22 protein-coding genes and 1 tRNA gene are annotated in these 21,517 nt (G+C 60.9%); 10 read left to right on the top strand and 13 right to left on the bottom strand.

Going from position 1 to position 21,517, the window contains the following annotated elements; genetic code table 11:
- The first annotated feature begins 9 nt into the window (after positions 1 to 9).
- Positions 10 to 786, top strand: a complete 777-nt coding sequence (locus AADA15_RS00785; protein WP_341639638.1) for a squalene/phytoene synthase family protein — start codon at positions 10 to 12, stop codon at positions 784 to 786.
- Between the two features lie 81 nt (positions 787 to 867).
- On the opposite strand, the gene AADA15_RS00780 is transcribed toward AADA15_RS00785, so the two are convergent.
- Positions 868 to 2,085 carry an MFS transporter gene (locus AADA15_RS00780; protein WP_341639637.1) on the bottom strand — a complete coding sequence of 406 codons (1,218 nt, stop codon included), beginning with the start codon at positions 2,083 to 2,085 and terminating at the stop codon, positions 868 to 870.
- A gap of 124 nt (positions 2,086 to 2,209) precedes the next feature.
- Between AADA15_RS00780 and AADA15_RS00775 the strand changes: the two genes are divergently transcribed.
- Together AADA15_RS00775 and AADA15_RS00770 are read left to right on the top strand one after the other, a co-directional pair.
- Complete coding sequence (locus tag AADA15_RS00775) at positions 2,210 to 2,848, top strand: DNA-3-methyladenine glycosylase family protein (protein WP_341640058.1); 639 nt, start codon at positions 2,210 to 2,212, stop codon at positions 2,846 to 2,848.
- Entirely contained in the window at positions 2,845 to 3,510 is a 666-nt protein-coding gene (locus tag AADA15_RS00770) for an alpha/beta hydrolase (RefSeq protein WP_341639636.1), read from the top strand. The genes AADA15_RS00775 and AADA15_RS00770 overlap by 4 nt, the downstream gene beginning before the upstream one ends.
- A 20-nt stretch (positions 3,511 to 3,530) precedes the next feature.
- Here the strand turns inward: AADA15_RS00770 and AADA15_RS00765 are convergent, their stop codons facing one another.
- Entirely contained in the window at positions 3,531 to 4,220 is a 690-nt protein-coding gene (locus tag AADA15_RS00765; protein WP_341639635.1) for a pseudouridine synthase, read from the bottom strand.
- Between the two features lie 215 nt (positions 4,221 to 4,435).
- On the opposite strand from AADA15_RS00765, the gene AADA15_RS00760 reads away from it, so the two are divergent.
- On the top strand, positions 4,436 to 5,020 hold the full coding sequence (locus AADA15_RS00760; protein ID WP_341639634.1) for an HNH endonuclease: 585 nt from the start codon (positions 4,436 to 4,438) through the stop codon (positions 5,018 to 5,020).
- Between the two features lie 3 nt (positions 5,021 to 5,023).
- Here AADA15_RS00760 and ocd read toward each other — a convergent pair whose 3' ends face one another.
- Both ocd and rocF read right to left on the bottom strand, forming a co-directional pair.
- Complete coding sequence (gene ocd / locus AADA15_RS00755) at positions 5,024 to 6,082, bottom strand: ornithine cyclodeaminase (protein WP_341639633.1); 1,059 nt, start codon at positions 6,080 to 6,082, stop codon at positions 5,024 to 5,026.
- Positions 6,079 to 7,005 carry an arginase gene (gene rocF / locus AADA15_RS00750; RefSeq protein ID WP_341639632.1) on the bottom strand — a complete coding sequence of 309 codons (927 nt, stop codon included), beginning with the start codon at positions 7,003 to 7,005 and terminating at the stop codon, positions 6,079 to 6,081. Before rocF ends, ocd begins: the two co-directional genes overlap by 4 nt.
- Before the next feature lie 115 nt (positions 7,006 to 7,120).
- On the opposite strand from rocF, the gene AADA15_RS00745 reads away from it, so the two are divergent.
- A complete protein-coding gene (locus AADA15_RS00745; protein ID WP_341639631.1) occupies positions 7,121 to 7,546 on the top strand; it encodes an Lrp/AsnC family transcriptional regulator in 426 nt (141 codons plus the stop codon).
- 5 nt (positions 7,547 to 7,551) lie between these two features.
- On the opposite strand, the gene AADA15_RS00740 is transcribed toward AADA15_RS00745, so the two are convergent.
- Complete coding sequence (locus tag AADA15_RS00740) at positions 7,552 to 8,016, bottom strand: disulfide bond formation protein B (protein WP_341639630.1); 465 nt, start codon at positions 8,014 to 8,016, stop codon at positions 7,552 to 7,554.
- On the bottom strand, positions 8,013 to 8,591 hold the full coding sequence (locus AADA15_RS00735) for a YqaA family protein (protein WP_341639629.1): 579 nt from the start codon (positions 8,589 to 8,591) through the stop codon (positions 8,013 to 8,015). The genes AADA15_RS00740 and AADA15_RS00735 overlap by 4 nt, the downstream gene beginning before the upstream one ends.
- 159 nt (positions 8,592 to 8,750) lie before the next feature.
- Here AADA15_RS00735 and AADA15_RS00730 point away from each other — a divergent pair.
- Positions 8,751 to 8,836: transfer RNA gene (locus tag AADA15_RS00730), tRNA-Leu, on the top strand.
- A 209-nt stretch (positions 8,837 to 9,045) separates the two neighbouring features.
- Here the strand turns inward: AADA15_RS00730 and tkt are convergent.
- Positions 9,046 to 11,067 (bottom strand): transketolase, encoded by a 2,022-nt coding sequence (gene tkt, locus AADA15_RS00725; RefSeq protein WP_341639628.1) that lies wholly within the window; start codon positions 11,065 to 11,067, stop codon positions 9,046 to 9,048.
- 279 nt (positions 11,068 to 11,346) lie between these two features.
- Here tkt and AADA15_RS00720 point away from each other — a divergent pair, with 279 nt between their 5' ends.
- Positions 11,347 to 12,144: a coiled-coil domain-containing protein gene (locus AADA15_RS00720; RefSeq protein WP_341639627.1), complete on the top strand. Its 798-nt coding sequence runs from the start codon at positions 11,347 to 11,349 to the stop codon at positions 12,142 to 12,144.
- Positions 12,144 to 12,566 (top strand): cell division protein ZapA, encoded by a 423-nt coding sequence (locus tag AADA15_RS00715; RefSeq protein WP_341639626.1) that lies wholly within the window; start codon positions 12,144 to 12,146, stop codon positions 12,564 to 12,566. Before AADA15_RS00720 ends, AADA15_RS00715 begins: the two co-directional genes overlap by 1 nt.
- Positions 12,567 to 12,660: 94 nt before the next feature.
- Here the strand turns inward: AADA15_RS00715 and grxD are convergent, their stop codons facing one another.
- The 5 genes from grxD to purL all read right to left on the bottom strand — a co-directional run bounded on the left by grxD (position 12,661) and on the right by purL (position 16,344).
- A complete protein-coding gene (gene grxD / locus AADA15_RS00710) occupies positions 12,661 to 13,023 on the bottom strand; it encodes a Grx4 family monothiol glutaredoxin (RefSeq protein ID WP_341639625.1) in 363 nt (120 codons plus the stop codon).
- Between the two features lie 39 nt (positions 13,024 to 13,062).
- Entirely contained in the window at positions 13,063 to 13,311 is a 249-nt protein-coding gene (locus AADA15_RS00705; RefSeq protein ID WP_341639624.1) for a hypothetical protein, read from the bottom strand.
- Positions 13,312 to 13,478: 167 nt separating this feature from the next.
- A complete protein-coding gene (locus AADA15_RS00700; protein ID WP_341639623.1) occupies positions 13,479 to 13,697 on the bottom strand; it encodes a hypothetical protein in 219 nt (72 codons plus the stop codon).
- 17 nt (positions 13,698 to 13,714) lie between these two features.
- Entirely contained in the window at positions 13,715 to 13,951 is a 237-nt protein-coding gene (locus tag AADA15_RS00695; RefSeq protein WP_274846232.1) for a BolA/IbaG family iron-sulfur metabolism protein, read from the bottom strand.
- A 227-nt stretch (positions 13,952 to 14,178) separates the two neighbouring features.
- Entirely contained in the window at positions 14,179 to 16,344 is a 2,166-nt protein-coding gene (gene purL / locus AADA15_RS00690) for a phosphoribosylformylglycinamidine synthase subunit PurL (protein ID WP_341639622.1), read from the bottom strand.
- Between the two features lie 98 nt (positions 16,345 to 16,442).
- Here purL and AADA15_RS00685 point away from each other — a divergent pair, with 98 nt between their 5' ends.
- Positions 16,443 to 16,712 (top strand): hypothetical protein, encoded by a 270-nt coding sequence (locus AADA15_RS00685; RefSeq protein ID WP_341639621.1) that lies wholly within the window; start codon positions 16,443 to 16,445, stop codon positions 16,710 to 16,712.
- Positions 16,713 to 16,874: 162 nt separating this feature from the next.
- Here the strand turns inward: AADA15_RS00685 and AADA15_RS00680 are convergent, their stop codons facing one another.
- Positions 16,875 to 17,780, bottom strand: coding sequence for a LysR family transcriptional regulator (locus AADA15_RS00680; RefSeq protein WP_341639620.1), 906 nt, complete (start codon positions 17,778 to 17,780; stop codon positions 16,875 to 16,877).
- A 177-nt stretch (positions 17,781 to 17,957) separates the two neighbouring features.
- Between AADA15_RS00680 and AADA15_RS00675 the strand changes: the two genes are divergently transcribed.
- Positions 17,958 to 21,383 carry an indolepyruvate ferredoxin oxidoreductase family protein gene (locus AADA15_RS00675; RefSeq protein WP_341639619.1) on the top strand — a complete coding sequence of 1,142 codons (3,426 nt, stop codon included), beginning with the start codon at positions 17,958 to 17,960 and terminating at the stop codon, positions 21,381 to 21,383.
- Positions 21,384 to 21,517: the final 134 nt, after the last annotated feature.

Raw genomic sequence — 21,517 nt, 5'->3', positions numbered from 1 at the left:
CGAAACCAAGTGGAGTTTGACGACGATCTGAAAGGGTGCGCCGAGCTTGTCCGCCAGGGCGATCCGGACCGGTTCCTCGCCACCATGGCTGCGCCGGTTGCTGCGCGGCCTGTGCTTTTCGCGCTCTACGCGTTCAATCTGGAATTGTCGCGCGCGCCCTGGGCGAGCCAGGAAAGCATGATCGCAGAAATGCGTGTTCAATGGTGGCGGGATGTCGGGGCTGAGCTCGCAGAAAGCCAACCTGTGCGCCGTCACTACGTGGCCACGCCCCTTGCGCGGATGTTGCGGCCCGACGTTGCGCGCCACATCGATGGAATGGCCGAGGCGCGGCGCTGGGATATCTACCGGGATCCGTTTGAGGATGAAGCGGCTTTTGAGTCCTATATCGATGCCACCTCCGGCAGTCTTATGTGGATGGCAGCAGGCTCACTTGGTGAAGCGGATGAAGGCACCATCCGGAGCTTTGGGCGCGGCGTCGGCATCGCCAATTGGTTGCGGGCCATTCCCGAGCTGGAAAAGCAAAAACGTGTTCCCTTGCTGGACGGTACACCAGACGGGGTGCGCAGGCTGGCCACCAAGGGCCATGAGCATATTCTGATGGCGGTCAAGTCCCGGAACAAGGTCTCCAAAGAGGCGGGTGTTGCCTTGCTTGCGGGATGGCAGGCGCGGGACGTTCTGAGGCAGGCCATGAAAGAGCCCGAGCGTGTAGCCGCAGGTGCGCTCGGCACCAGCGAATTCCGTCGCCGGACCAGCCTGATGCTGCGCGCGGCCCTTGGGCGCTGGTAGGCACGTCGGCGTCCAGATCAAGGAAAAGCTGCCCGGCGCTGGGGCGGCTTTTTGTTTTTTCGCAGACGCTTGTGCGGCGGACTAGATCTGCTTTGGGCGCAGAACCAACCACAGAAGCGCGCCGCCCGCGAGAACCAGGAAGGGCGCCATCGCCATATTGACTGCGCTCCAGCCATCCACCGGGTTCCCGCCCGAGCAGTTCATCAAACCGCCCGAAGCCAGCGAGGCCATGGTGACACCGCCAAAGACCAGGAGATCGTTCAGGCCCTGCATCCGGCCCCGCTCGTGCGGCTCATGCGCGCCTGCAAGCATCGTGGTCGCGCCGATAAAGCCAAAGTTCCAGCCGATGCCCAGCAGGACCAGAGCGATGAAAAAGTCTTCAAGCTCCACACCGTTCAGGGCAACCGCTCCGGCACCTGCGAGGATGAACAGCCCGGCGGCGACGATCTTGTGCACACCGAACCGTGCGATCAGATGCCCGGTAAAGAAAGAGGGCACATACATGGCCAGAACGTGGGCGGTCACCACATCGGCGGCGTTGCCTTCGGTGAAACCGCATCCTACCACGGCCAGCGGCGTGGAGGTCATCACCAGGTTCATCAGCGCATAAGAGACCATGGCGCAGATAACTGAGACCGCGATCACCGGGGTTTTCAAGAGCTCGATCCGGCTGCGGCCCTTGGGTGCGTCATGGCTGGGGACCGGGGGCTTGGGAATATCGAGAAACAGGAACAGCGCCGCACCCAAGACGTTGACCGCGATCACAGCCATATAGGTTCCCATGAAGGGGACGACAAAGGCCTGGCTTGTGGCCTTGACCAGCTGTGGCCCGATGATTGCAGACAAAAGACCCCCGGCCATCACGTAGGAAATCGCCTTGGGGCGGAATTCTTCGGAGGCAGTGTCGGCGGCGGCAAAGCGATAGAACCCGTGCGCGCTCATGTAGACCCCGGTCAGAAGGCTGCCCAGAAGGAAGATCGGAAAGGACCCCAGATAAAGCCCGTAGGCTCCGACCACACCCCCGAGGGCGCCAAAGAACGCGCCGGTAAAGAAGCCGGCCCGGCGGCCCCAGCGCTGCATGATTGCTGAAATGGGGGTTGCTGCCATCATCGATCCGGCCACGATCAGTGAGATCGGCAAGGTCGCGAAACAGGGGTTCGAGGCTAGCGACTGCCCCGCCAGCCCGCCAATGGTAAAGATCATTGGCATCTGTGCGCCAAGAAAGGCCTGCGCCATCACAAGAATGGCGACGTTCTTCTTGGCGACGGTATCGTCGGGGGTGGTCATGCTCTGAGTCATGTGAGATGCGTAACCGTGAATGTGTTCAGGAACAAGCCGCCTTGCGCGGCTTGGGCGAAAAGCACAGGTCTCTGTGCATTAGATAACAGGTGAAGGAAAGAGCGGCGTGGTGTCACATCAGCTCATGGGTCCGGGAATTGGCCGTATCATCCGTAGCGATGCCTGCGTGGCCGAAGGGGCGGAGTGGCTGGCCGCGCGCGATTCCCGCTTTGCCGCAGCGCTCGAACTGACAGGCCCCCTGCCGCTCAGGCGAAAGCCGGATGGCTTTGCCGAGCTTTTGAGTGCGATCGTCAGCCAGCAGGTTAGTGTCGCCTCGGCGCGGGCGATCTGGGCCCGGATGGAGGCGGCCGGCTTCACCGCGCCGGACAGGATTTTGCAGGCAACCGAGGATGACTTGCGTGGCGCGGGGCTGAGTCGTCAAAAAATCCGTTATGCCCGCGCCTTGTCCGAAGCGGGTATAGATTTCAATGCATTGCGAAGCGCTCCTGATGCGGAGGTCGTTGCTGTTCTGACCAAGGTTTCCGGCATCGGAATCTGGACGGCCGAGATTTACGCGATGTTTTCGCTGGGGCGCGCCGATGTCTTTGCGCCCGGCGATCTGGCCCTGCAGGAGGGCGCGCGGATCCTGTTTGACTTGCCCGAACGGCCCAAGGAGCGCGCCCTGCGCCAGATGGCAGCGGCCTGGTCGCCCTGGCGGTCGGTTGCGGCGCGGCTGCTCTGGGCCTATTACCATGTGGCAAAGGACAGGGAAGGTATTCGATGACACGTGTTTTGACTGCGGGGCGCAAAGAGCCGTTTTCCGGCTCTACCCGATCGGTTGTGGTGTTTCTGCATGGCTATGGCGCCAATGGCGCCGATCTTCTGGGGCTGGCGGACCCCTTGGGCGAGCATCTGCCCGATACGCTGTTTGTGGCGCCGGATGCGCCCGAGCGCTGCGCCGGGGCGCCCATGGGCTATCAGTGGTTCCCGATCCCCTGGATCGATGGATCGTCCGAGGAGGAAAGCATGCGCGGCATGCAGGCGGCGGTCGAGGACCTGAATGCCTTTCTCGATGCCCTGATGGTGGATGAGGATGTCCTGCCCGAGCAGGTGGTGCTCTTCGGGTTTTCCCAGGGCACGATGATGAGCCTTCACGTGGCGCCACGCCGCGAAGATCCGGTGGCGGGCGTCGTCGCCTTCTCGGGCCGCCTTCTGGGCCCGGATACCTTCAAGGACGAGGTGGTCAGCCGCATGCCGGTGCTGCTGGTTCACGGCGATGCGGATGATGTGGTGCCGGTGCAATCCCTGCCAGAGGCGGCCGAAGCTCTGCAAGAAGCAGGGTTTCAGGAGGTCTTTGCCCATATTCAAAAGGGCACCGGCCATGGCATTGCGCCGGATGGCCTGAGCGTGGCGCTGGCCTTCATGCGGGACAAGCTGAGCCTCTGAGGCGACAGAGCATCTCTGATTCAGGACGGGCGGCGGGGCTTTCGGGGCTTGCCGCCTTTTCCTTTGGCTGCGGTCTCTTTAGCCTTTCCTTCCGCCCGCCTGGTTTGCGCCCTGCGGTTTGGAACATGTGCTGGTTTTGGGCGTCCGGGCACCTTGGGCGGCTCAAGGTCTTCCCAAGCGCCTTGCGCCAGCCCATCCAGGGTCCAGGCGCCGATGGCATATCGGATCAGGCGGAGCGTGGGGTGCCCTACGGCAGCGGTCATGCGGCGCACCTGCCGGTTGCGCCCTTCGGTGATTGTCAGTTCCAGCCATGTGTCCGGCACGGATTTGCGCACCCGGATCGGTGGCATTCGCGCCCAAAGGCCGGAAGGCTGTTCCATAAGGCGGGCTTTGGCGGGGCGGGTCACACCATCCTTCAGTTCAACCCCCTCGCGGAGCGCCTGCAAGGCGGTCTCATCCGGTGTGCCCTCGATCTGGACCCAATAGGTCTTTGGCATCTTGTTGCGCGGATCGCTGATCCAGGCCTGAAGCCGCCCGGTATCTGTCAGAAGCATCAGACCTTCACTGTCTCGGTCCAGCCTGCCGGCGGGGTATACGCCGGGGCAGTCGATGAAATCGCTGAGCGTCTTGCGTGGCCCTCCTTCGGTGCTGCGGTCGGTGAATTGCGGCAGCACGTCAAAGGGTTTGTTGAAACGAATAAGGCGGGTCATGGGGCCGCAATAGGGGGGCGGTGCGTAGGGTGCAAGGATCTTGGGCAGTATCGTTATCAGAGTGTCATGGAATCGGATTATTCCCGGGACCGAGATCTAGTATGCGCAAGGGGCTTGTCAGCCTTTCATCGCGATATATAGTCAATCTCAGACTGGGGCGGGTTCCCCGCTCTGGTGTCAGGCAACCGGCAGGCAGGGCGAGGAAGACGTTTAGAATGGACGGTGATTTCAGAAGCGAGTTTGTACGTGAACCCGGGGCGTTGAAACACCACCCGGCGCTGGTACTCAATGCGGACTACAGACCCTTATCCTATTATCCGCTCTCACTCTGGCCCTGGCAGGATGCGGTCAAGGCGGCCTGGCTGGATCGGGTGGCGATCGTCGCGGAATATGACACTGTCGTTCACAGCCCCAGTACCGAGATCCGAATACCTTCGGTTGTCGTATTGAAAGACTATGTGAAACCTCAAAAGCGCGTGGCCTTCACGCGCTTTAATTTGTTTCTGAGGGACGAATTCTGCTGCCAATACTGCGGCGCACGCGGTGATCTGACCTTTGATCACGTGGTGCCGCGCGCGGCGGGGGGCGTAACCAGCTGGGAAAATGTCGTTGCGGCGTGTTCCAAATGCAATCTGCGCAAGGGGTCAAAGTCGCTACATCGCGCAGGTATGCATTTGCGCAAAGCGCCTCGACGTCCCGGTGCCGAGGAACTGCGCAATATCGGGCGCAAGTTTCCACCCAACCATCTGCACGAAAGCTGGATGGACTTCTTGTACTGGGATTCCGAACTGGATGCCTGAACCCTAGGCGGGGTGTGCGGTGCCTGAGCGTTGCAGCATCCCGAAAAGGTCGCGCGGATCGTCGGGGTCAGCGAGCATGTCCAGCTCGGTGTAGAAGGCGCTGCCCTTGATCCGGTCCCGGATGTAACGGAGGGCGCTGAAATCCTCGATGGCAAAGCCGACGCTGTCAAACAGGGTGATCTGCTGGCCGTCGCGCCGACTGGGCTTTTGCCCGGAGATGACCTGCCAGAGTTCGGTGACCGGAAAATCATCGGGCATCTGCTGGATCTCGCCCTCGATGCGGGTCTGCGGGGGAAATTCCACAAAGACATCGGAGCGGGTCAGAATGCCTGCTGCCAGTTCGGTCTTGCCGGGGCAGTCGCCGCCGATGGCGTTGATGTGCACGCCCGGGCCGACCATGTTGTCGCTCAGGATGGTGGCGTTTTGCTTGTCTGCGGTGCAGGTGGTGAGGATCTGCGCGCCCTCGATGGCCTCTTCCGGGCTGGTGCAGATGACCACCTCAAGGCCGGAATCTGCCAGATTGCGGGCGCATTTCCGGGTTGCGGCGGGATCCTTGTCATAAAGGCGTACGGATTTCAGCCCGCAGATCGCTTTCATGGCCAAAGTCTGGAACTCCGACTGGGCGCCATTTCCGATCATTGCCATTGTATCCGCACCCTGTGGCGCCAGATACTTGGCCGCCATGGCCGAGGTTGCGGCGGTCCGCAGTGCTGTGAGCAGGGTCATCTCGGTCAGCAGTACCGGATAGCCGGTGTAAACATCCGCCAGAAGACCGAAAGCGGTCACCGTCTGTAGCCCCTCGGACGTGTTCTTGGGGTGGCCGTTGACGTATTTGAACCCGTAGGCCTCTCCGTCCGAGGTGGGCATCAGTTCGATCACCCCGACGTCGGAATGGCTGGCGACTCGGGGCGTCTTGTCGAACAGCTCCCAGCGGCGGAAATCCTCTTCGACATAGGTGGCCAGATCGCGCAGCATCGCTTCGATGCCAACGTGATGAACAAGGCGCATCATATTGTCGACGCTCACAAAAGGAACGAGCGCTTTTTCCGAAGGCTGGGTCATTGGTAGCTCCGTGTGGGACGGTCAAAGACGCGGCGGCCTAGGGCCGAGGCGCAAAGATCGACCATCAGATGCGCAGTGCGTCCGCGTTCATCAAGGAAAGGGTTGAGCTCGACCAGGTCGAGCGAGGTCACGAGGCCCGAGTCATGCAGCATTTCGCAGATCAGATGCGCCTCGCGAACGGTGGCGCCGCCGGGAACCGTGGTGCCGACCGCGGGCGCGATCGATGGATCCAGAAAGTCCACATCCAGCGAGACATGCAGCATGCCGTTCTGAGCGGCCACGCTGTCCAGAAACGCAGTCAGCGGGCCCTTGATGCCGTTCTCGTCAATATCGCGCATGTCATGGCGGCGGATCCGGCTGTTCTCAAGCGCGGCACGTTCGGCACGATCCACCGAGCGCAGGCCGATCATGCAGACGTTTTCTTCTGGAACCGGGTTTTGAACCTCGGGAAAGCCGTCAAATCCGCTGCGCCCGGTGAAATAGCCCACCGGAGTGCCATGCAGATTGCCGCTGTCGGTGGTCTGCGGCGTGTGAAAATCCGTATGGGCATCCAGCCAGAGCACAAACAGCGGACGCCCTTGCGTTGCCGCGTGGTTGGCGGCGCCCAGAACCGACCCCAGAGAAAGCGAATGGTCCCCGCCGAGGAAAATGGGCAGACCTTGGCCCATGGCCTCCTGTGCGGCACGGGCAAGGGTCTTTGTCCAGCCGATGGTGCGGTTCAGGGCAAAGAGACGGGCATCATCCGTGTCCGGCTCATGGGATGCGGGCGAGAGGTTGCCAAGATCCGAGACCCTGTGCCCCAGATCCGACAGGGCCTTGGCCAGGCCGGCCGTGCGAAAGGCGTCCGGTCCCATGAGGCAGCCCGGGCGGCGTTTCCCGCTGTCGACCGGCGCGCCGATCAGAACGCAGTGTTGTTCAGTCACCTGTGCAGCTCCTGTGAAGGCATTGAGGTTTATGGAAAGAAATATCCGTTTCGGGGTGGATGAAAGCCAAAAAAGTGTCCATATTGGGCTGCGAATGGTTATTTCGGAGGTCAATATGGACAAAACGGATGAGCGCCTGATTGGCGCCCTGAGGCACAATGCGCGCGCCTCCCTGTCGGATCTGGCGCTTCAACTCAACCTGTCGCGGACCACCGTCAGGGCAAGGATCGAACGGCTGCAATCACGCGGAGACATCCTTGGCTTTTCAGTCGTCCTCAAAGAGGATGTTCTGCGTGATCCGGTGCGCGGGCTGATGATGATAGGGATAGAAGGACGCGGCGCCAGCCGGATCATCCGCCAGCTGCAGGGTCTGCCAGAGGTGCGCGCGATCCACACCACCAACGGGCGCTGGGATCTGATTGTGGAACTGGGCACCGAAACCCTGGAAACGCTCGATATCGCCCTGACGAAGATCCGGAATTTCGAAGGAGTCGCCAACAGCGAAACAAATCTTCTGCTGGCCACCAAGAAAGAGACCTGACGCGCTCAGCGGCTGTGGCGGGCCGCTGCAAACCAGATCAGCGCGAGACCAAGCGAGATTACCGCGTTCCAGCATGCCATCGAAAGGCCGAACATCTCCCACGGGATTTCATCGCAACGCACCAGCGGGGCGGCCATGATCTGCTCCATAAGCTGTTCGGGCGTCAGACCAGTCACCGGACCGGACGTGCAGGTGCTCGGTCCTTCCCACCAGCCCTGCTCGACGCCCGCATGAAAGGCGCCGATGCCCGAGGTGGTCAGCGCGGCCAAAGCACCAAGATAGGGCAGGGTGCTGCCGGACAGGAGCAGGGCGAGGGCACCAATGCCGACGGCCGCACCATGCGGATACCGCTGCCAGTAGCACATTTTGCAGGGCGGCATCTCGCCGATGTATTGAAATCCAAAGGCTCCAAGCAAAAGTGCAGCCGAGCCGCCGGCGGCAAGAAGGATCAGCAGGGATCTGAGCGTCATAGGTACCTCACAACAAGGAATCCCCCGAACAGCAGGACAACGAAGACCGTAAAGACGAGCCCGAGCCTTTGTTCGATAAAGGCCCGCACTGGCGCGCCAAAGAGGCGGAGCAGCCCGGCCACCGCAAAGAAGCGCACCGCCCGCGCCAGGATCGAGGTGGCCACAAAGGTGGCCAGCGGCATGCCGGTCCAGCCGGACATGATGGTGATCACCTTGTAAGGGAAGGGGGTGATCCCCGCGCCCAGAACGGCCCAGAAGCCAAAATCATTGAATCGCGTGTTGAAGGCTTCCATGGCATCAGCCTTGCCCATGGCCTGCAGCACAGGCTGTCCGATCCCTTCGTAAAAGAAGGCACCGATGGCATAGCCGAGGATCCCGCCCAAAACGGATGAAACCAGAGCGACCAGAGCGATCAGCCAAGCACGCGATGGACGGGCCAGAATCATCGGGATCATCAGCACATCGGGAGGGATCGGAAAGACCGAGCTTTCAGCGAAAGACACCACCGCCAGCCACCACAGCGCGTGGGGATGATCCGCCAGGGCCATCGTGCGATTATATAGCCTGCGCAGCATTGTTTTCCCGCTTCTGTCACCTTTGCGCCGAGGTTGCATGGCGCGGCCGGGAGGTCAATATTGCGCGCCCTGATGTCGGTGCTTTCTGCAGATTTCTGCTGGCGGATTGATCTTTGGCTCTGGACCTCTCCCAATGCCTTGGGTAACAACAGCGTCGAGGCCCAAGTGGCGGAATGGTAGACGCAGGGGATTCAAAATCCCCCGCCTTTGCGGGCGTGCCGGTTCGAGTCCGGCCTTGGGTACCAGCCTCATCTCCCGAACAGATTGTTCTATACATTTCATCGTGCGACCCCTTCGGTGGCTCGAGACGTTTTTTTGCTATCGCAAGAGGTTACAGGCGCTCCTTCTGCAAAAGCAGGGCGCGGTTCCTCCGGCTGGACTGGCCAGTATGTCTGCAAAAGAAAAGAGGCGCCCGGTCGGGGCGCCTCGGATCTGTGATCGGATCGGCCGCAGGTTAGCCAAGCAGCTCTTTGGCTTTCGCGACGGCCGCTTCGGCCGTGATGCCGAATTTCTCGAACAGCTCGTCTGCCGGGGCGGAGGCGCCGAAGCGGTCCATGCCGATGAAGGCTGCCTTCTTTTCCTGGCCGCGTTCACCCAACAGCCAGCGATCCCAGCCGCCAGCACGCACCGCTGCTTCGATGCCGATGCGCACAGGGCCTGCGGGCAGGACCTTGCGGCGGTAGGCCTCATCCTGCTGCGCAAAGAGCTCCATGCAGGGCATGGAGACGACGCGGGTGCCGATACCCATCGCCTCCAGCTTGGCCTTGGCTTCCATCGCCAGTGACACCTCGGATCCGGTGGCGATCAGGATCACCTGACGCTTGCCTTCCGCCTCGGCCAGGACATAAGCGCCCTTTTCGGTGAGGTTGCTCAGCTTGTGCTCGGTCCGCACGGTAGGCAGGTTCTGACGGGTCAGCACCATGACCGAGGGGGTTTCCTTGGCGGTGACGGCGATTTCCCATGCTTCGGCCGCTTCGACCGTGTCGGCGGGGCGGAAGACATAGGTGTTCGGGGTCGCGCGGCAGATCGCCAGATGTTCGACCGGCTGGTGGGTGGGGCCATCTTCGCCGACACCGATCGAGTCGTGGGTCATCACGAATACGGTCGGAATCTTCATCAGGGCCGCCAGGCGCATCGAGGGGCGCGCATAATCGGTAAAGCAGAAGAAGGTGCCGCCATAGGGGCGCATGCCGCCGTGCAGGGTCATCCCGTTCATTGCCGCGGCCATTCCGTGCTCACGGATGCCCCAGTAGACGTAGCGGCCCTTGCGGTTGTCGGTGTCAAAGACGCCCAGGTCGCCGGTCTTGGTGTTGTTGGACCCGGTCAGGTCTGCCGATCCGCCCACGGTTTCGGGCATCAGCGGGTTGATCACCGCCAGGGCCATTTCGCTCGATTTACGAGTGGCGACCTTCGGCTGCTCTTCGCTGATCTGTTTTTTCAGCGCCTTGATGGCGGCAGACAGTTTTTTCGGCGCCTCCAGCGCATAGGCGCGGTTGAACCGGTCCTGTTTCTGCTTGGAGACCTCGGCAAAGCGGGCCTCCCAGGCAGCGCGCTCGGCGGCGCCACGGGTTCCGATGGCTTCCCATTGTGCCTTGACCTCGGGAGTGACTTCGAAATCGCCCACGGGAGCGCCATAGGCTTCCTTGGCCGCTTTCAGTTGATCCTTGTCGGTCAGCGCGCCGTGCCCTTTCGAGGTGTCCTGGGCTGCGTGGCCCAGGGCGATATGGGTCTTGCAGGCGATCATCGAGGGTTTCTTGCTCTTTTTCGCGGCAGTGATTGCAGCGTCGATTGCTTCGGGGTCATGACCGTCGATTTCCAGGACATGCCAGCCAGAGGCCTTGAAACGCTGCACCTGATTGGTGCGGTCCGAGAGTTCGACGGTGCCATCGATGGTGATGTTGTTGTTGTCCCAAAGAACGATGAGCTTGCCCAGTTGCTGGCGACCGGCGATGCCGATGGCCTCGTGACTGATGCCCTCCATCAGGCAGCCGTCGCCGGCGATCACATAAGTGTGGTGATCGACGATCTTCTTGCCGTAGTGAGCGCGCTGCATTTCCTCGGCCATGGCAAACCCCACGGCATTGGCAATGCCCTGGCCCAGGGGACCGGTGGTGGTCTCGACGGCGTCGATCAGGAAGTTTTCTGGGTGACCGGCCGTCAGCGCGCCCATCTGGCGGAAGTTCTTGATCTGATCCAGCGTCACCTGTTCATCGCCCATGAGATAGAGCAGCGAATAGATCAGCATCGAGCCATGGCCCGCAGAGAGAATGAACCGGTCGCGGTCGGCCCACTTTGGTGCCTTTACGTCGAATTTGAGATGCTTTTCAAACAGGACGGTGGCCACATCGGCCATGCCGATCGGCATGCCGGAGTGGCCGGAGTTGGCGGCGGTGACGGCATCGAGGGTCAGGGCGCGGATCGCCGCGGCTTTGTTCCAATGATCGGGATTTGCGTTGCGCAGGGCTGTCAGGTCCACTGAACTGTTCCTTTAGATTGGCAGGCAGATTGCGCGCTCAATACCAGTGATGCGGCAAAGATCAAGCGCTGGCGGGGGTTTCTTCTGCCGGAACACGAAGGTTTGCCTGCAAGTGCTTGAAAGCAAACAGGGGGTGTTTTACTCCTGCATTGGCTAAGGTGAACAAGGTTTCGTAGCCCCAATGTGATTCGCGCGAAAAGGTGGTGGAGCCGGACGCGGCGGCAAAGGGCGATGAGGCGAGCACGGCGCTGTGGCTACGTTGACGGGTGAGGGACAGGCATGAACCAGATCGAAGATTTGCAGGGGCGCATTCTGGCCGCGATGGAACGGATCGGCGCCGGGGTGGGAAGCCTCGAAGCGGCCAAGACCGCCGCCGAGGCCCGCGCGGTTGAGGCAGCAGACACCAGTGCACTGGAAGATGCCCTTGAGGAGGAACGGATCGCGAATGCCCAGCTCACCGAGCGGGTCAAGGTTCTGCGGGCCCGACAGAAAGAGCTGGAAGCGCAGGGTGGCGGTGCGCCAGCCCCGGAGGGCGGTGAGAGCGCGGAAGACATCGCTGCCATGAAGGCCGAGCTGGAGCTTCTGCGCAATGAGGCTGGAAATTCGCCCCAGACCGAGGCGCTGAAACAGGAAGTCGCACGGCTTAAGTCCCAACTGGAAGCCGTTCAGAACACTGCAGCGACCGAGAAGGAAACCCTGGAGGACCGGATCGAGCAGTTGGAGGCCTCCAATGCCGCGCTGAATGCGGGTCTGGGAGGTTCTGTCGACGCTGATGAGGAGATGGGGCAAAGCGGCGAGCCTGCCGAGACGGCAGACGAAATGCTGGTCCGCCTTGATACGGAACTCCAGCAGCTGCGCCTCGCCAATGAGCAGTTGCGCACTTCAAACGCCGCCCTTCGCGAAGCCAATGCCGAAGGTCTGGGCGATGCCGGATTGATCAATGCCGCCATGGCAGCGGAAATTGATGGGCTGCGCGCGGCGCAAGCCAGTGACAAGGCCCAGGTCAATGCGGTTCTCGCACGGTTGGAGCCGCTGCTGGCCGGTGCACCCAATCTGCCCGAAGGAGAGGAAGTCTGATGCCCGAAGTGACCATTCATATCGGCGGCCGCGGTTTTGAAGTCTCCTGCCAGGAAGGGGAGGAAAGCTACCTGCATTCGGCGGCCAAGATGCTCGATGATGAGGCTCAGGTCCTGTCGGACCAGATCGGTCGCATGCCCGAGGCTCGGATGCTTTTGATGGCAGGGCTGATGCTGGCTGACAAGACCGCCGCCGTCGAGGATCGCATCAAGGAAGTCGAAGCGGTCCTCGCCGAACGCGAGGCGGAACTTGCCAAGCGCGACGCCGAGATCGAGGCGCTGCGCAATGCGCCGCCGCCAGAGCCAGAGCGGGTCGAAGTGCCGGTTGTGCCCCCGCAGGTCGAGGAAGGCCTGGCGGAGGTTGCCGCCCGGGCCGAGGCGCTGGCCCAGCAGATCGAGGAAAAAGCTGCCGCTGCGCAGTAAGACTGCGGGCGGGTCAGTATATCACACTCAAAAGAAAACGGGCCTGTCGCGCAATTTGCGGACAGGCCCGTTTCAATTTCTGTGACGGATGGGCTTAGCCGTTGGCTTCGCGGATCTTGTCGGCCGCGGCCTTGTCGAAGTTCACGCCGTTTTCTTCGAACATGCCATCTAGTTCACCCGACAGGGTCATCTCGGTGATGATGTCGCAGCCGCCCACGAACTCACCCTTGACGTAAAGCTGGGGGATGGTGGGCCAGTCGGAATACTCCTTGATGCCCTGGCGGATCTCTTCGTCGGCCAGAACGTTCACATCGGTGTAATCAACGCCGATGTAGTTCAGAACGCCCGCCACGCGGGAGGAAAAGCCGCACTGGGGCATTTCCTTGGTGCCTTTCATATAAAGCACCACGTCGTTGTTCTTGACGATTTCGTCGATACGGGTCTTTGCGTCGCTCATTTGGGTTTTCCTCGAATGTCTGGCGTATCTAGTTTCGTTTCAATGCCGGAAGCGCCGATTGGTTTCGGAATTGACCGCTTCCAGCCGTTTGTTTTCTCGCTTTACGCGCTCCACGAGATCCAGGTCAGTTGCCTCCATTCCCAGTTCAGGAGCTTGGGTGCGTTTGTCTGATTCTGGTTGCGTATGGGACAGGGGGCGCCGTTTGCCGCGTTTTGCAACACTTTGGACGAAGATAACCAAGGTGAGCAGCGCCACGCCGCCCAGCAACATCCAGAGCTGGGGCGTCATCTCGGCGCCCCGGTGAGCAGGGCAAGTGCACGAAATTCAATCTGTGATGCGTCCATCTTGCAATTCCTTTTGGCGTTCGAGCCAGTGTTCCGCTGTCCGTGATATAGGGAAAAGTCTGATTGACTGCCAATCCGTCCTGCGACTTTGTACCGGTAAAGTTGACGGCGTTAGGTTTTGCGCTTCGGAACAAAGAGCCTTGCGTATTCCTCAGGATCCTTGGGGACTTTCCAGGTACGCACGGAGCCTCCGCCCATGCCGGACTGGTAGTCAGATCTCAGGGTGTGAAAGTCGGGGTCTGTGTCGTCTTCCTCCAAGGGCGCGCGACGTTGACCGATGATCGAAGTCACTGCGATCAATACTATCACGCCGATCAGGAGAAGGGACATGTACACAGACATCTCTGCTACTCGGGCGCCTTCGTCGTCAAGGCCAGAGCATGCAGTTCACCGTTCGAGCCGTCCATCTTGCCCTTCAGCGCCGCATAGACGGCACGTTGCTGTTGCACGCGGTTCTTGCCGCGAAAGCTCTCGTCGATGACCATGGCGGACATGTGCACGCCGTCGTTGCCGCCGACCTGGATTTGTGCGTCCGGGAAGGAGGCGCGCAGAAGCTCTTCGATTTCATGGGCCTGCATGGGCATTGCGTGTGATCCTCGTGGTTCTGTTCGATGAAAATGTAGGGCTGTCTCAACGGCAGTTCAAGCGAGGAGATGCTCCCCCCCCCGCACGTTCAGATTGGAAATCTGACCTTGCGAGTTGGGCCCGGCAGCGCGCAAAAGCGCGCTGCCGGGCCCAAGGCCGCCAAGGGGTCCTTGCCATGGGCAAAAGGGCACCTGCGGGCGCGGGAGAGCGCCCCTGTTGCTTTTGATCAGGCGACAGCCTCGGCAAAGCTGTTGCGGAAGATCTGCGAGAGCTCTTCTAATGGCGCTTCGCTGCCGCCCAGCTTCACTGTTTCGCCGGTGAAGCGGCCAACGGTGGTGACGGTGACGCCTGCCTGACCGGCGGCCAGCATCAGACCCTCGGCCTGGTCAAAGTTGCAGGCCACCAGATAGCGCGCCTGATCCTCACCAAAGAGGGTCGGGGTGTCGCCGACATCGATCTGAACGCCAACACCGGCCTCTTCGGCCAGTTCAAAGGCCGCGAGCGCGAGGCCGCCGTCGCCAATGTCGGTGCAGGCTTTGATCAGGTCCCGATTGGTGCGGATAAATTCGCCGTTGCGCTTTTCAGCCGCCAGATCCACTGCCGGTGCATCGCCATCTTCACGGTTGAACACTTCGGCGAGCAGGGCTGATTGACCCAGGTGGCCAGCGGTTTCTCCGACCAAAAGGGCGATATGGCCTTCGCGCGCCTCACCGGTAATGGCCTCTTCACCATCCGCGATCAGGCCGACAGCACCGATGGTGGGGGTGGGCAGGATGCCCTGACCATCGGTTTCGTTGTAGAGCGAGACGTTGCCCGAGACGATCGGCATGTCGAGAGCTGCAACCGCCTCGCCGATGCCCTTGATGGCGCCGACGAACTGGCCCATGATCTCGGGTTTTTCGGGGTTGCCGAAGTTGAGGTTGTCGGTGGTCGCCAGCGGCAAGGCGCCAACGGCACAAAGGTTGCGATAGGCTTCGGCCACGGCCTGTTTGCCACCCTCAAAGGGGTTTGCCTTCACATAGCGCGGGGTTACGTCCGAGGTGAAGGCCAGCTGCTTGCCGGTGCCGTGCACGCGGACGATGCCCGAACCCGCACCCGGACGACGGGCGGTATCGCCCATCACGGTGGTGTCGTACTGCTCGTAGACCCACTGCTTGCCCGCATAGTTGGGCGAGGAGATCAGCGCCTTCAGGCCGTCGATAGGATCGATGGTCGGTACATCCTCATCTTTCAGCGGCTCAGCTGCCGGGGTCGGCACCCAGGGACGGTCGTACTCTGGCGCCGAGGAGGACAGTTTCGAGAGCGGCAGATCGGCTTTCACCTCGTTGTTGTGCATGATGAGGAAGCGATCTTCGGCGATGGTTTCGCCGACGATGGCAAAGTCCAGATCCCATTTCTCGAAGACGGCCTTGGCCTCGGCTTCCTTCTCGGGCTTCAGCACCATCAGCATCCGTTCCTGGGATTCCGACAGCATCATCTCATAGGCAGTCATGCCCACTTCGCGCTGCGGAACGCATTCCAGGTTCAGCTTGATGCCCAGCTCACCCTTGTCGCCCATTTCCACGGCCGAGCAGGTGAGGCCCGCTGCACCCATATCCTGGATCGAGATAACCGCGCCGGTCTGCATCAGCTCGAGCGTGGCTTCCATCAGGCGCTTTTCGGTGAAGGGATCGCCAACCTGAACTGTGGGGCGCTTTTCCTCGATGGTATCATCGAACTCGGCAGAGGCCATGGTGGCCCCGCCAACGCCATCCCGGCCGGTCTTGGCACCAAGGTAGACCACCGGCATGCCAACACCCGAGGCGGCGGAATAGAAGATGCTGTCGGTCTTCACGAGGCCGGCAGCAAAGGCATTCACCAGGCAGTTGCCGTTGTAGGCGGGGTGAAAACGCACTTCGCCACCCGCGCAGGGCACGCCAAAACAGTTGCCGTAGCCACCGATCCCTTCAACCACTCCGTTCACCAAACGGCGTGTCTTGGGATGGGAGGGCTCACCGAAAGAAAGAGAGTTCATCGAGGCGATGGGACGTGCGCCCATGGTGAAGACATCGCGCAGGATGCCGCCGACGCCCGTCGCAGCACCCTGATAGGGTTCGATGTAAGAGGGGTGATTGTGGCTTTCCATCTTGAAGACCACCGCATCGCCATCCCCGATATCGACGATGCCCGCGTTTTCGCCGGGGCCACAGATCACCTGCGGGCCGCTGGTGGGCAAGGTGCGCAGCCATTTCTTGGAGGATTTGTAGGAGCAATGCTCGTTCCACATGGCAGAGAAGATGCCGAGTTCCGTGAAGGTCGGCTCGCGGCCAATGATCTCGAGGATCAGATCGTATTCCTCGGGTTTCAGTCCGTGGCTCTCAATCAGTTCCGGCGTGATGGCTGGTTCCTGCATCCGTGTCATATCCCCAGTGGCTGCGGTTGCGCGCCTTTTAGGCCATGGACGCGCGCGAAGGAAGGGCAAAGCGTAAAGGGAAGAAAAGGACAGTGGTTTTGGCGATCTATGCCAATGAACCGGGCTTGGTGATTCTTTTTGCCGGCTGGCTGTGGAGGGCGCAGCCGTTCCACAAGAGCCTCGATTTTGTGCAACTGACATCTGGCGGCTGGCATTTCTGGCCGGAAATCTGGCAGGAGCTGGCGAAACAGGAAAATTCTTCCCCTGTCTGTTGTCGCCACGCGGGTCATGTGGACTGTTTCTTACGAGACGTGCCGCAAATGGCATCGCCCGGGGCTGTCGGGAACAAAAAAAAGGCCGAGCACTAAGCTCGGCCGTAGTCCAACAGGGAGGTATGAAGAGCGCCGAGGCGCCGTCTTCATGAGGGTGATTTAGGGATAGCCCCCCTCCGCTTCAAGAATTTTTCGTCCCAAATTGCGTCATTTCTGATATGCGTTTTTTGCATAGCTCTGCGTCATGGGGCTGGGGGTTTAGAGTTTCCCCAACTCTTTCATGTGTTTGCGGTGCGCCATGATCTCGTTCTGAACAAAATCACGGAAGGCGGAAACGCGTTGGGAATGGCGCAATTCTTCCGGATAGGCCAGGTAAACGGGTACGCCGCTGGTGTCCTCATGAGGCAGAACCTGCACCAAATCGGGGAAGTCCTCAGTCACGTAGTCAGGCAGAATCCCGATTCCGAGGTCGTGCAACACGCCCTGCAACACGCCAAAGTAGTTGTTCACCGACAGCATGGATGCGGGGCTGTGGGTAATCAGTTTCTGTACAAGCACGGCGGCAGAGCCGACCTGAGCGGAATTCTGATTCTGGCAGATCAGACGGTGATCCTTGATATCCTCTATGGTTTGCGGCGTGCCGGCCTTGTCGAGATATGCGCGCGATGCATAAAGGCGCATCTGCACGGTCATCAGACGCTTGCGCACGAGGTCGGCCTGGCTTGGCTCTTTCATGCGGATGGCCACATCGGCCTCTCGCATGGGCAGGTCCAGCACCCGCTCTTCCAGCATCAGGTCGATCTTGAGGTTTGGGTACTGCTCGAAAAGCTTGGTGAGGCGCGGGGCAAGCCAGAGCGTGCCGAACCCGAAGGTGGTGGTCACGCGCAACTCGCCGAACACCTCTTCCTCGCTGTCGCGGATCCGGGCCGAGGCCGCCTCCAGCCGTTTCGACATGGATTTGGTGGCATCGAACAGAAGTTCGCCCTGTTCCGTCAGGATCAGGCCCCGCGCGTGGCGGTGAAAGAGCGTGACGTTCAGGCTCTCTTCCAGCGCGCGGATCTGGCGGCTGACGGCAGATTGCGACAGGTTCAGCTTGTCACCCGCATGGGTCAGGCTGCCAACGTCCGCAACGGCGTGAAAAATTCTAAGCTTGTCCCAATCCATGTCCGTTACTTTCGCTCTGCCCATTTTAGACTACATGAAACCCTACACTTGGATCAATTTCCGATCGCTGGCGAGGCCCCGCGGAAAGGATATTGACAAAAGACCCGATACAGGTCAGCATTTGTGACCTAATATCGATCAAAAAGATTGCAAGCCAGTTTTGGTTGGGAGGACCGGATGAGCACGCAGAAGATCTCACTCAATGACAAATATGATCTGAGCAAATCGCCCGTCATGCTGAATGGCACCCAGGCGCTGGTGCGGCTGATGCTGATGCAGAAGGCGCGCGATGTCGCTGCCGGCCTCAACACAGCCGGGCTGGTGACCGGCTATCGCGGATCGCCCCTGGGTGCCGTCGACATGCAGATGAGCCGGGCCGAAAAGCAGTTGAAAGAGTCGGATGTCACCTTCCAGTTCGGGCTGAACGAGGATCTTGCGGTCACTGCGCTTTGGGGCGCGCAACAGGCTGAAATCCGCGGTGAGGGCAAATACGACGGCGTCTTTGGCCTGTGGTACGGCAAGGGCCCGGGCGTGGACCGTTCCGGTGATGCCTTCCGTCATGCCAATATGGCCGGCACGTCGAAACATGGCGGCGTGCTCGTTGCCATGGGCGATGATCATACTGGCGAAAGCTCCACAGTGTTGCACCAGTCCGAATGGGCCCTGATGGATGCCTACATCCCGATCGTGAGCCCGGCCGGTGTACAGGAGATTCTGGACTACGGCCTGTATGGCTATGCGCTCAGCCGGTATTCCGGGCTTTGGGTGGGGCTCAAAACCATGAAAGACACGATCGAGGTGACGTCTGTCGTGGATGCCAGCCCGGATCGTGTGCAGCTGACCCTGCCGAATTTTGATATGCCTGCCGATGGGTTGAACATCCGCCTTGTGGATGACCGCTTCAAGCAGGAAGACCGGATCATCGACCAGAAACGCTTTGCCGCCGAAGCCTTTAGCCATGCCAACAAGATGGATAAGCGCATCTGGGGCAAGCCCGGCGCCAAGATCGGCTTTGTTGCGGCAGGCAAGAACTGGCTCGACCTGGTTCATGCTCTGTCGCTGCTGAACATTGATGAGGCGATGGCCGAACGTCTGGGCATCACCACCTACAAGGTTGGGCAGGTCTGGCCGCTTGACATGAAAGGGTTCCACGATTGGGCCGAGGAGCTCGATCTCATCGTCGTGGTCGAGGAAAAGCGCAAGCTCATTGAGGTTCAGATCAAGGAAGCCATCTTTGATGATCGCCAGGGGCGCCGGGTATATGGCTGGCACAAGGGCGGCGGCGCAGGCTCCATGCATGGCCCAGAGCTGTTCCCGACGCGCTATGCGCTCGATCCGATCATGATCGCCGAAAAACTGGGTGAGATCCTCATTGAGGAGGGTCGTGATACCGAAGCGATCCGCGCGGGGCTTGCCAGCCTCGATGAGGCGCGCCGCGCCGACAATGCCGAGGAAATTGCAGCCCGCCTGCCGTATTTCTGCTCGGGCTGCCCGCACAACTCCTCGACCAAACTGCCGGAGGGCAGCCGCGCCTATGCGGGCATCGGCTGTCACTTCATGGTGCAGTGGATGGACCGCGAAACGCTGGGCTTCACCCATATGGGCGGAGAGGGCGCCAACTGGATCGGCGAAGCGCCGTTCTCGAAACGCAAGCATGTGTTCCAGAACCTGGGCGATGGCACCTACAACCACTCGGGCGTGCAGGCGATCCGCGCTGCGCTCGCCGAAGGGACCAACATCACCTACAAAATCCTCTACAACGATGCGGTGGCCATGACCGGCGGTCAGGGCAACGAGGGTGGCCTCAGCGCATACCGGATCGCGCATGAGTTGAAGGCGATGGGAGTCGAAAACCTTGCCATCGTCTATGACGAGAAAGAAGAGATCGATTTCAAGCAATTCCCGGCAGGTGTTCCCACGCATGAACGGTCTGAGCTGATGAATGTGCAGAAGAAATTCGAGGATGTGGAGGGCGTCTCAGCCATCATCTACATCCAGACCTGCGCAGCCGAGAAACGCCGTCGGCGCAAGCGGGGCCTGTTCCCCGATCCCGATCAGCGCGTCTTCATCAATTCCGACGTGTGCGAAGGCTGCGGCGATTGCGGCGTGCAGTCGAACTGCGTCTCCATCGTGCCGAAGGAGACCGAACTGGGGCGCAAGCGGGCGATTGATCAGTCCTCCTGCAACAAGGATTTTTCCTGCGTGAACGGCTTCTGCCCGTCTTTCCTGACGATCGAGGGCGCCAAGATCCGCAAGGAAGCCACGGCCGAGCTGAACCTGCCCGATCTGCCGCAACCCGAGCTGCCCAAGATCGATGGCACCCACAACGTGGTCATCACCGGCGTTGGCGGTACGGGTGTTGTGACCATTGGCGCCGTTCTGGCGCAGGCGGCGCAGATTGATGGCAAGGGCGCGGGCATGATGGAAATGGCCGGCCTCGCCCAAAAGGGCGGCGCGGTTCATATCCACTGCCGTATTGCAGAGCGCCCGGATGATATCAGCGCCATTCGCGTCGCCACCGGCGAAGCGCATGCCCTGATCGGCGGCGATCTGGTTGTCAGCGCCGGGGCCAAGACCATCGGCCTGATGCGCACGGGGCAGACCGGCGGTGTGGTGAACAGCCACGAGATCATCACCGGCGATTTCACCCGCGACACAAACTTCCAGCTGCCCACCGACCGCCTTGAGGTCGCTCTTGAGGCGCGCCTGCGCGAGCGGCTCGATATGTTCGACGCCTCTGAACTGGCGCGTGTCACCATGGGGGATTCGATCTTCTCCAACATGATGGTCTTTGGCGGGGCCTTCCAGCGCGGGCTGATCCCGGTGAGCCATGAGGCGATCACCGAGGCGATCGAGTTGAACGGGGCTGCCGTTGAAAAGAACATTCGGGCCTTTGAAATCGGTCGCTGGGCTGTGCTCCATCCCGATGAAGTCGCCAAACTGATCAAGCCCGCCAATGTGGTGGAACTGCCCAAGACACTGGATGAGAAGATCGCCTTCCGCCGTGATCATCTGATCGCCTATCAGGGCAAGGGACTTGCCAGGCGCTATGCGAAGATGCTGGACGGCATCAAGGATGCGCGCCTGAAAGAGGCGGTCGCCAAGGGCTATCACAAACTGTTGGCCTATAAGGACGAATATGAGGTCGCGCGGCTGCTGCTGACCAGCCGGGAAAAGGCTGAGGAACAGTTCGAGGGGGATCTTAAGATCTCTTACAACCTGGCGCCGCCAATCCTGGGTGGGAAAGACGCCAATGGTCGTCCGAAAAAACGCCGTTTTGGCCCGGGAATGGAGCGGGGGCTGCGCCTTCTGGCCAAGTTCAAGGGCCTGCGCGGTACACCGCTCGACATCTTTGGCTACACGGATGAGCGCAAGATGGAGCGCGCGCTGATCAAGCAGTACGAGCGTGACATGAAGGAGTGGCTGCCCAAGGCGGCGCCCGAGATCATGGATCCGCTGGTTGCGCTGGCCGAGCTCCCGCTGCAGATCCGGGGCTTTGGCCCGGTGAAGCTGGAAAGCGAGCAGACGGCGGCCAAGCGGCGCGAAGAGCTGCTTGCGGCCCTGCGGCAGGGCGGTGCGCCTTTGAAAGAAGCGGCGGAATAGGGCCGAGGGCGGCACTCCCGCCCGTTTCCGGGCGCATGGAACATGCGCCGCACCCGTTGGGCAGGGCGCCGCGCTGATGCGCGGCGCTTTTGCGCTCTGCGGCGGGGCTGTGGACGTCATGAGACTGTTACGCA

Source organism: Phycobacter sedimenti (genome assembly GCF_038148855.1).
GTDB classification, from domain to species: Bacteria; Pseudomonadota; Alphaproteobacteria; order Rhodobacterales; family Rhodobacteraceae; genus Phycobacter; species Phycobacter sedimenti.
This window is presented reverse-complemented; position numbering and strand designations above follow the sequence as displayed.

Coding starts and splice junctions, on each gene's coding strand:
- AADA15_RS00780 (WP_341639637.1), bottom strand. CDS start 2,085: ATGACTCAGAGCATGACCACCCCCGACGATACCGTCGCCAAGAAGAAC.
- AADA15_RS00775 (WP_341640058.1), top strand. CDS start 2,210: ATGGGTCCGGGAATTGGCCGTATCATCCGTAGCGATGCCTGCGTGGCC.
- AADA15_RS00770 (WP_341639636.1), top strand. CDS start 2,845: ATGACACGTGTTTTGACTGCGGGGCGCAAAGAGCCGTTTTCCGGCTCT.
- AADA15_RS00765 (WP_341639635.1), bottom strand. CDS start 4,220: ATGACCCGCCTTATTCGTTTCAACAAACCCTTTGACGTGCTGCCGCAA.
- AADA15_RS00760 (WP_341639634.1), top strand. CDS start 4,436: ATGGACGGTGATTTCAGAAGCGAGTTTGTACGTGAACCCGGGGCGTTG.
- ocd (WP_341639633.1), bottom strand. CDS start 6,082: ATGACCCAGCCTTCGGAAAAAGCGCTCGTTCCTTTTGTGAGCGTCGAC.
- AADA15_RS00745 (WP_341639631.1), top strand. CDS start 7,121: ATGGACAAAACGGATGAGCGCCTGATTGGCGCCCTGAGGCACAATGCG.
- AADA15_RS00740 (WP_341639630.1), bottom strand. CDS start 8,016: ATGACGCTCAGATCCCTGCTGATCCTTCTTGCCGCCGGCGGCTCGGCT.
- AADA15_RS00735 (WP_341639629.1), bottom strand. CDS start 8,591: ATGCTGCGCAGGCTATATAATCGCACGATGGCCCTGGCGGATCATCCC.
- AADA15_RS00720 (WP_341639627.1), top strand. CDS start 11,347: ATGAACCAGATCGAAGATTTGCAGGGGCGCATTCTGGCCGCGATGGAA.
- AADA15_RS00715 (WP_341639626.1), top strand. CDS start 12,144: ATGCCCGAAGTGACCATTCATATCGGCGGCCGCGGTTTTGAAGTCTCC.
- grxD (WP_341639625.1), bottom strand. CDS start 13,023: ATGAGCGACGCAAAGACCCGTATCGACGAAATCGTCAAGAACAACGAC.
- AADA15_RS00705 (WP_341639624.1), bottom strand. CDS start 13,311: ATGACGCCCCAGCTCTGGATGTTGCTGGGCGGCGTGGCGCTGCTCACC.
- AADA15_RS00700 (WP_341639623.1), bottom strand. CDS start 13,697: ATGTCCCTTCTCCTGATCGGCGTGATAGTATTGATCGCAGTGACTTCG.
- AADA15_RS00695 (WP_274846232.1), bottom strand. CDS start 13,951: ATGCCCATGCAGGCCCATGAAATCGAAGAGCTTCTGCGCGCCTCCTTC.
- purL (WP_341639622.1), bottom strand. CDS start 16,344: ATGCAGGAACCAGCCATCACGCCGGAACTGATTGAGAGCCACGGACTG.
- AADA15_RS00680 (WP_341639620.1), bottom strand. CDS start 17,780: ATGGATTGGGACAAGCTTAGAATTTTTCACGCCGTTGCGGACGTTGGC.
- AADA15_RS00675 (WP_341639619.1), top strand. CDS start 17,958: ATGAGCACGCAGAAGATCTCACTCAATGACAAATATGATCTGAGCAAA.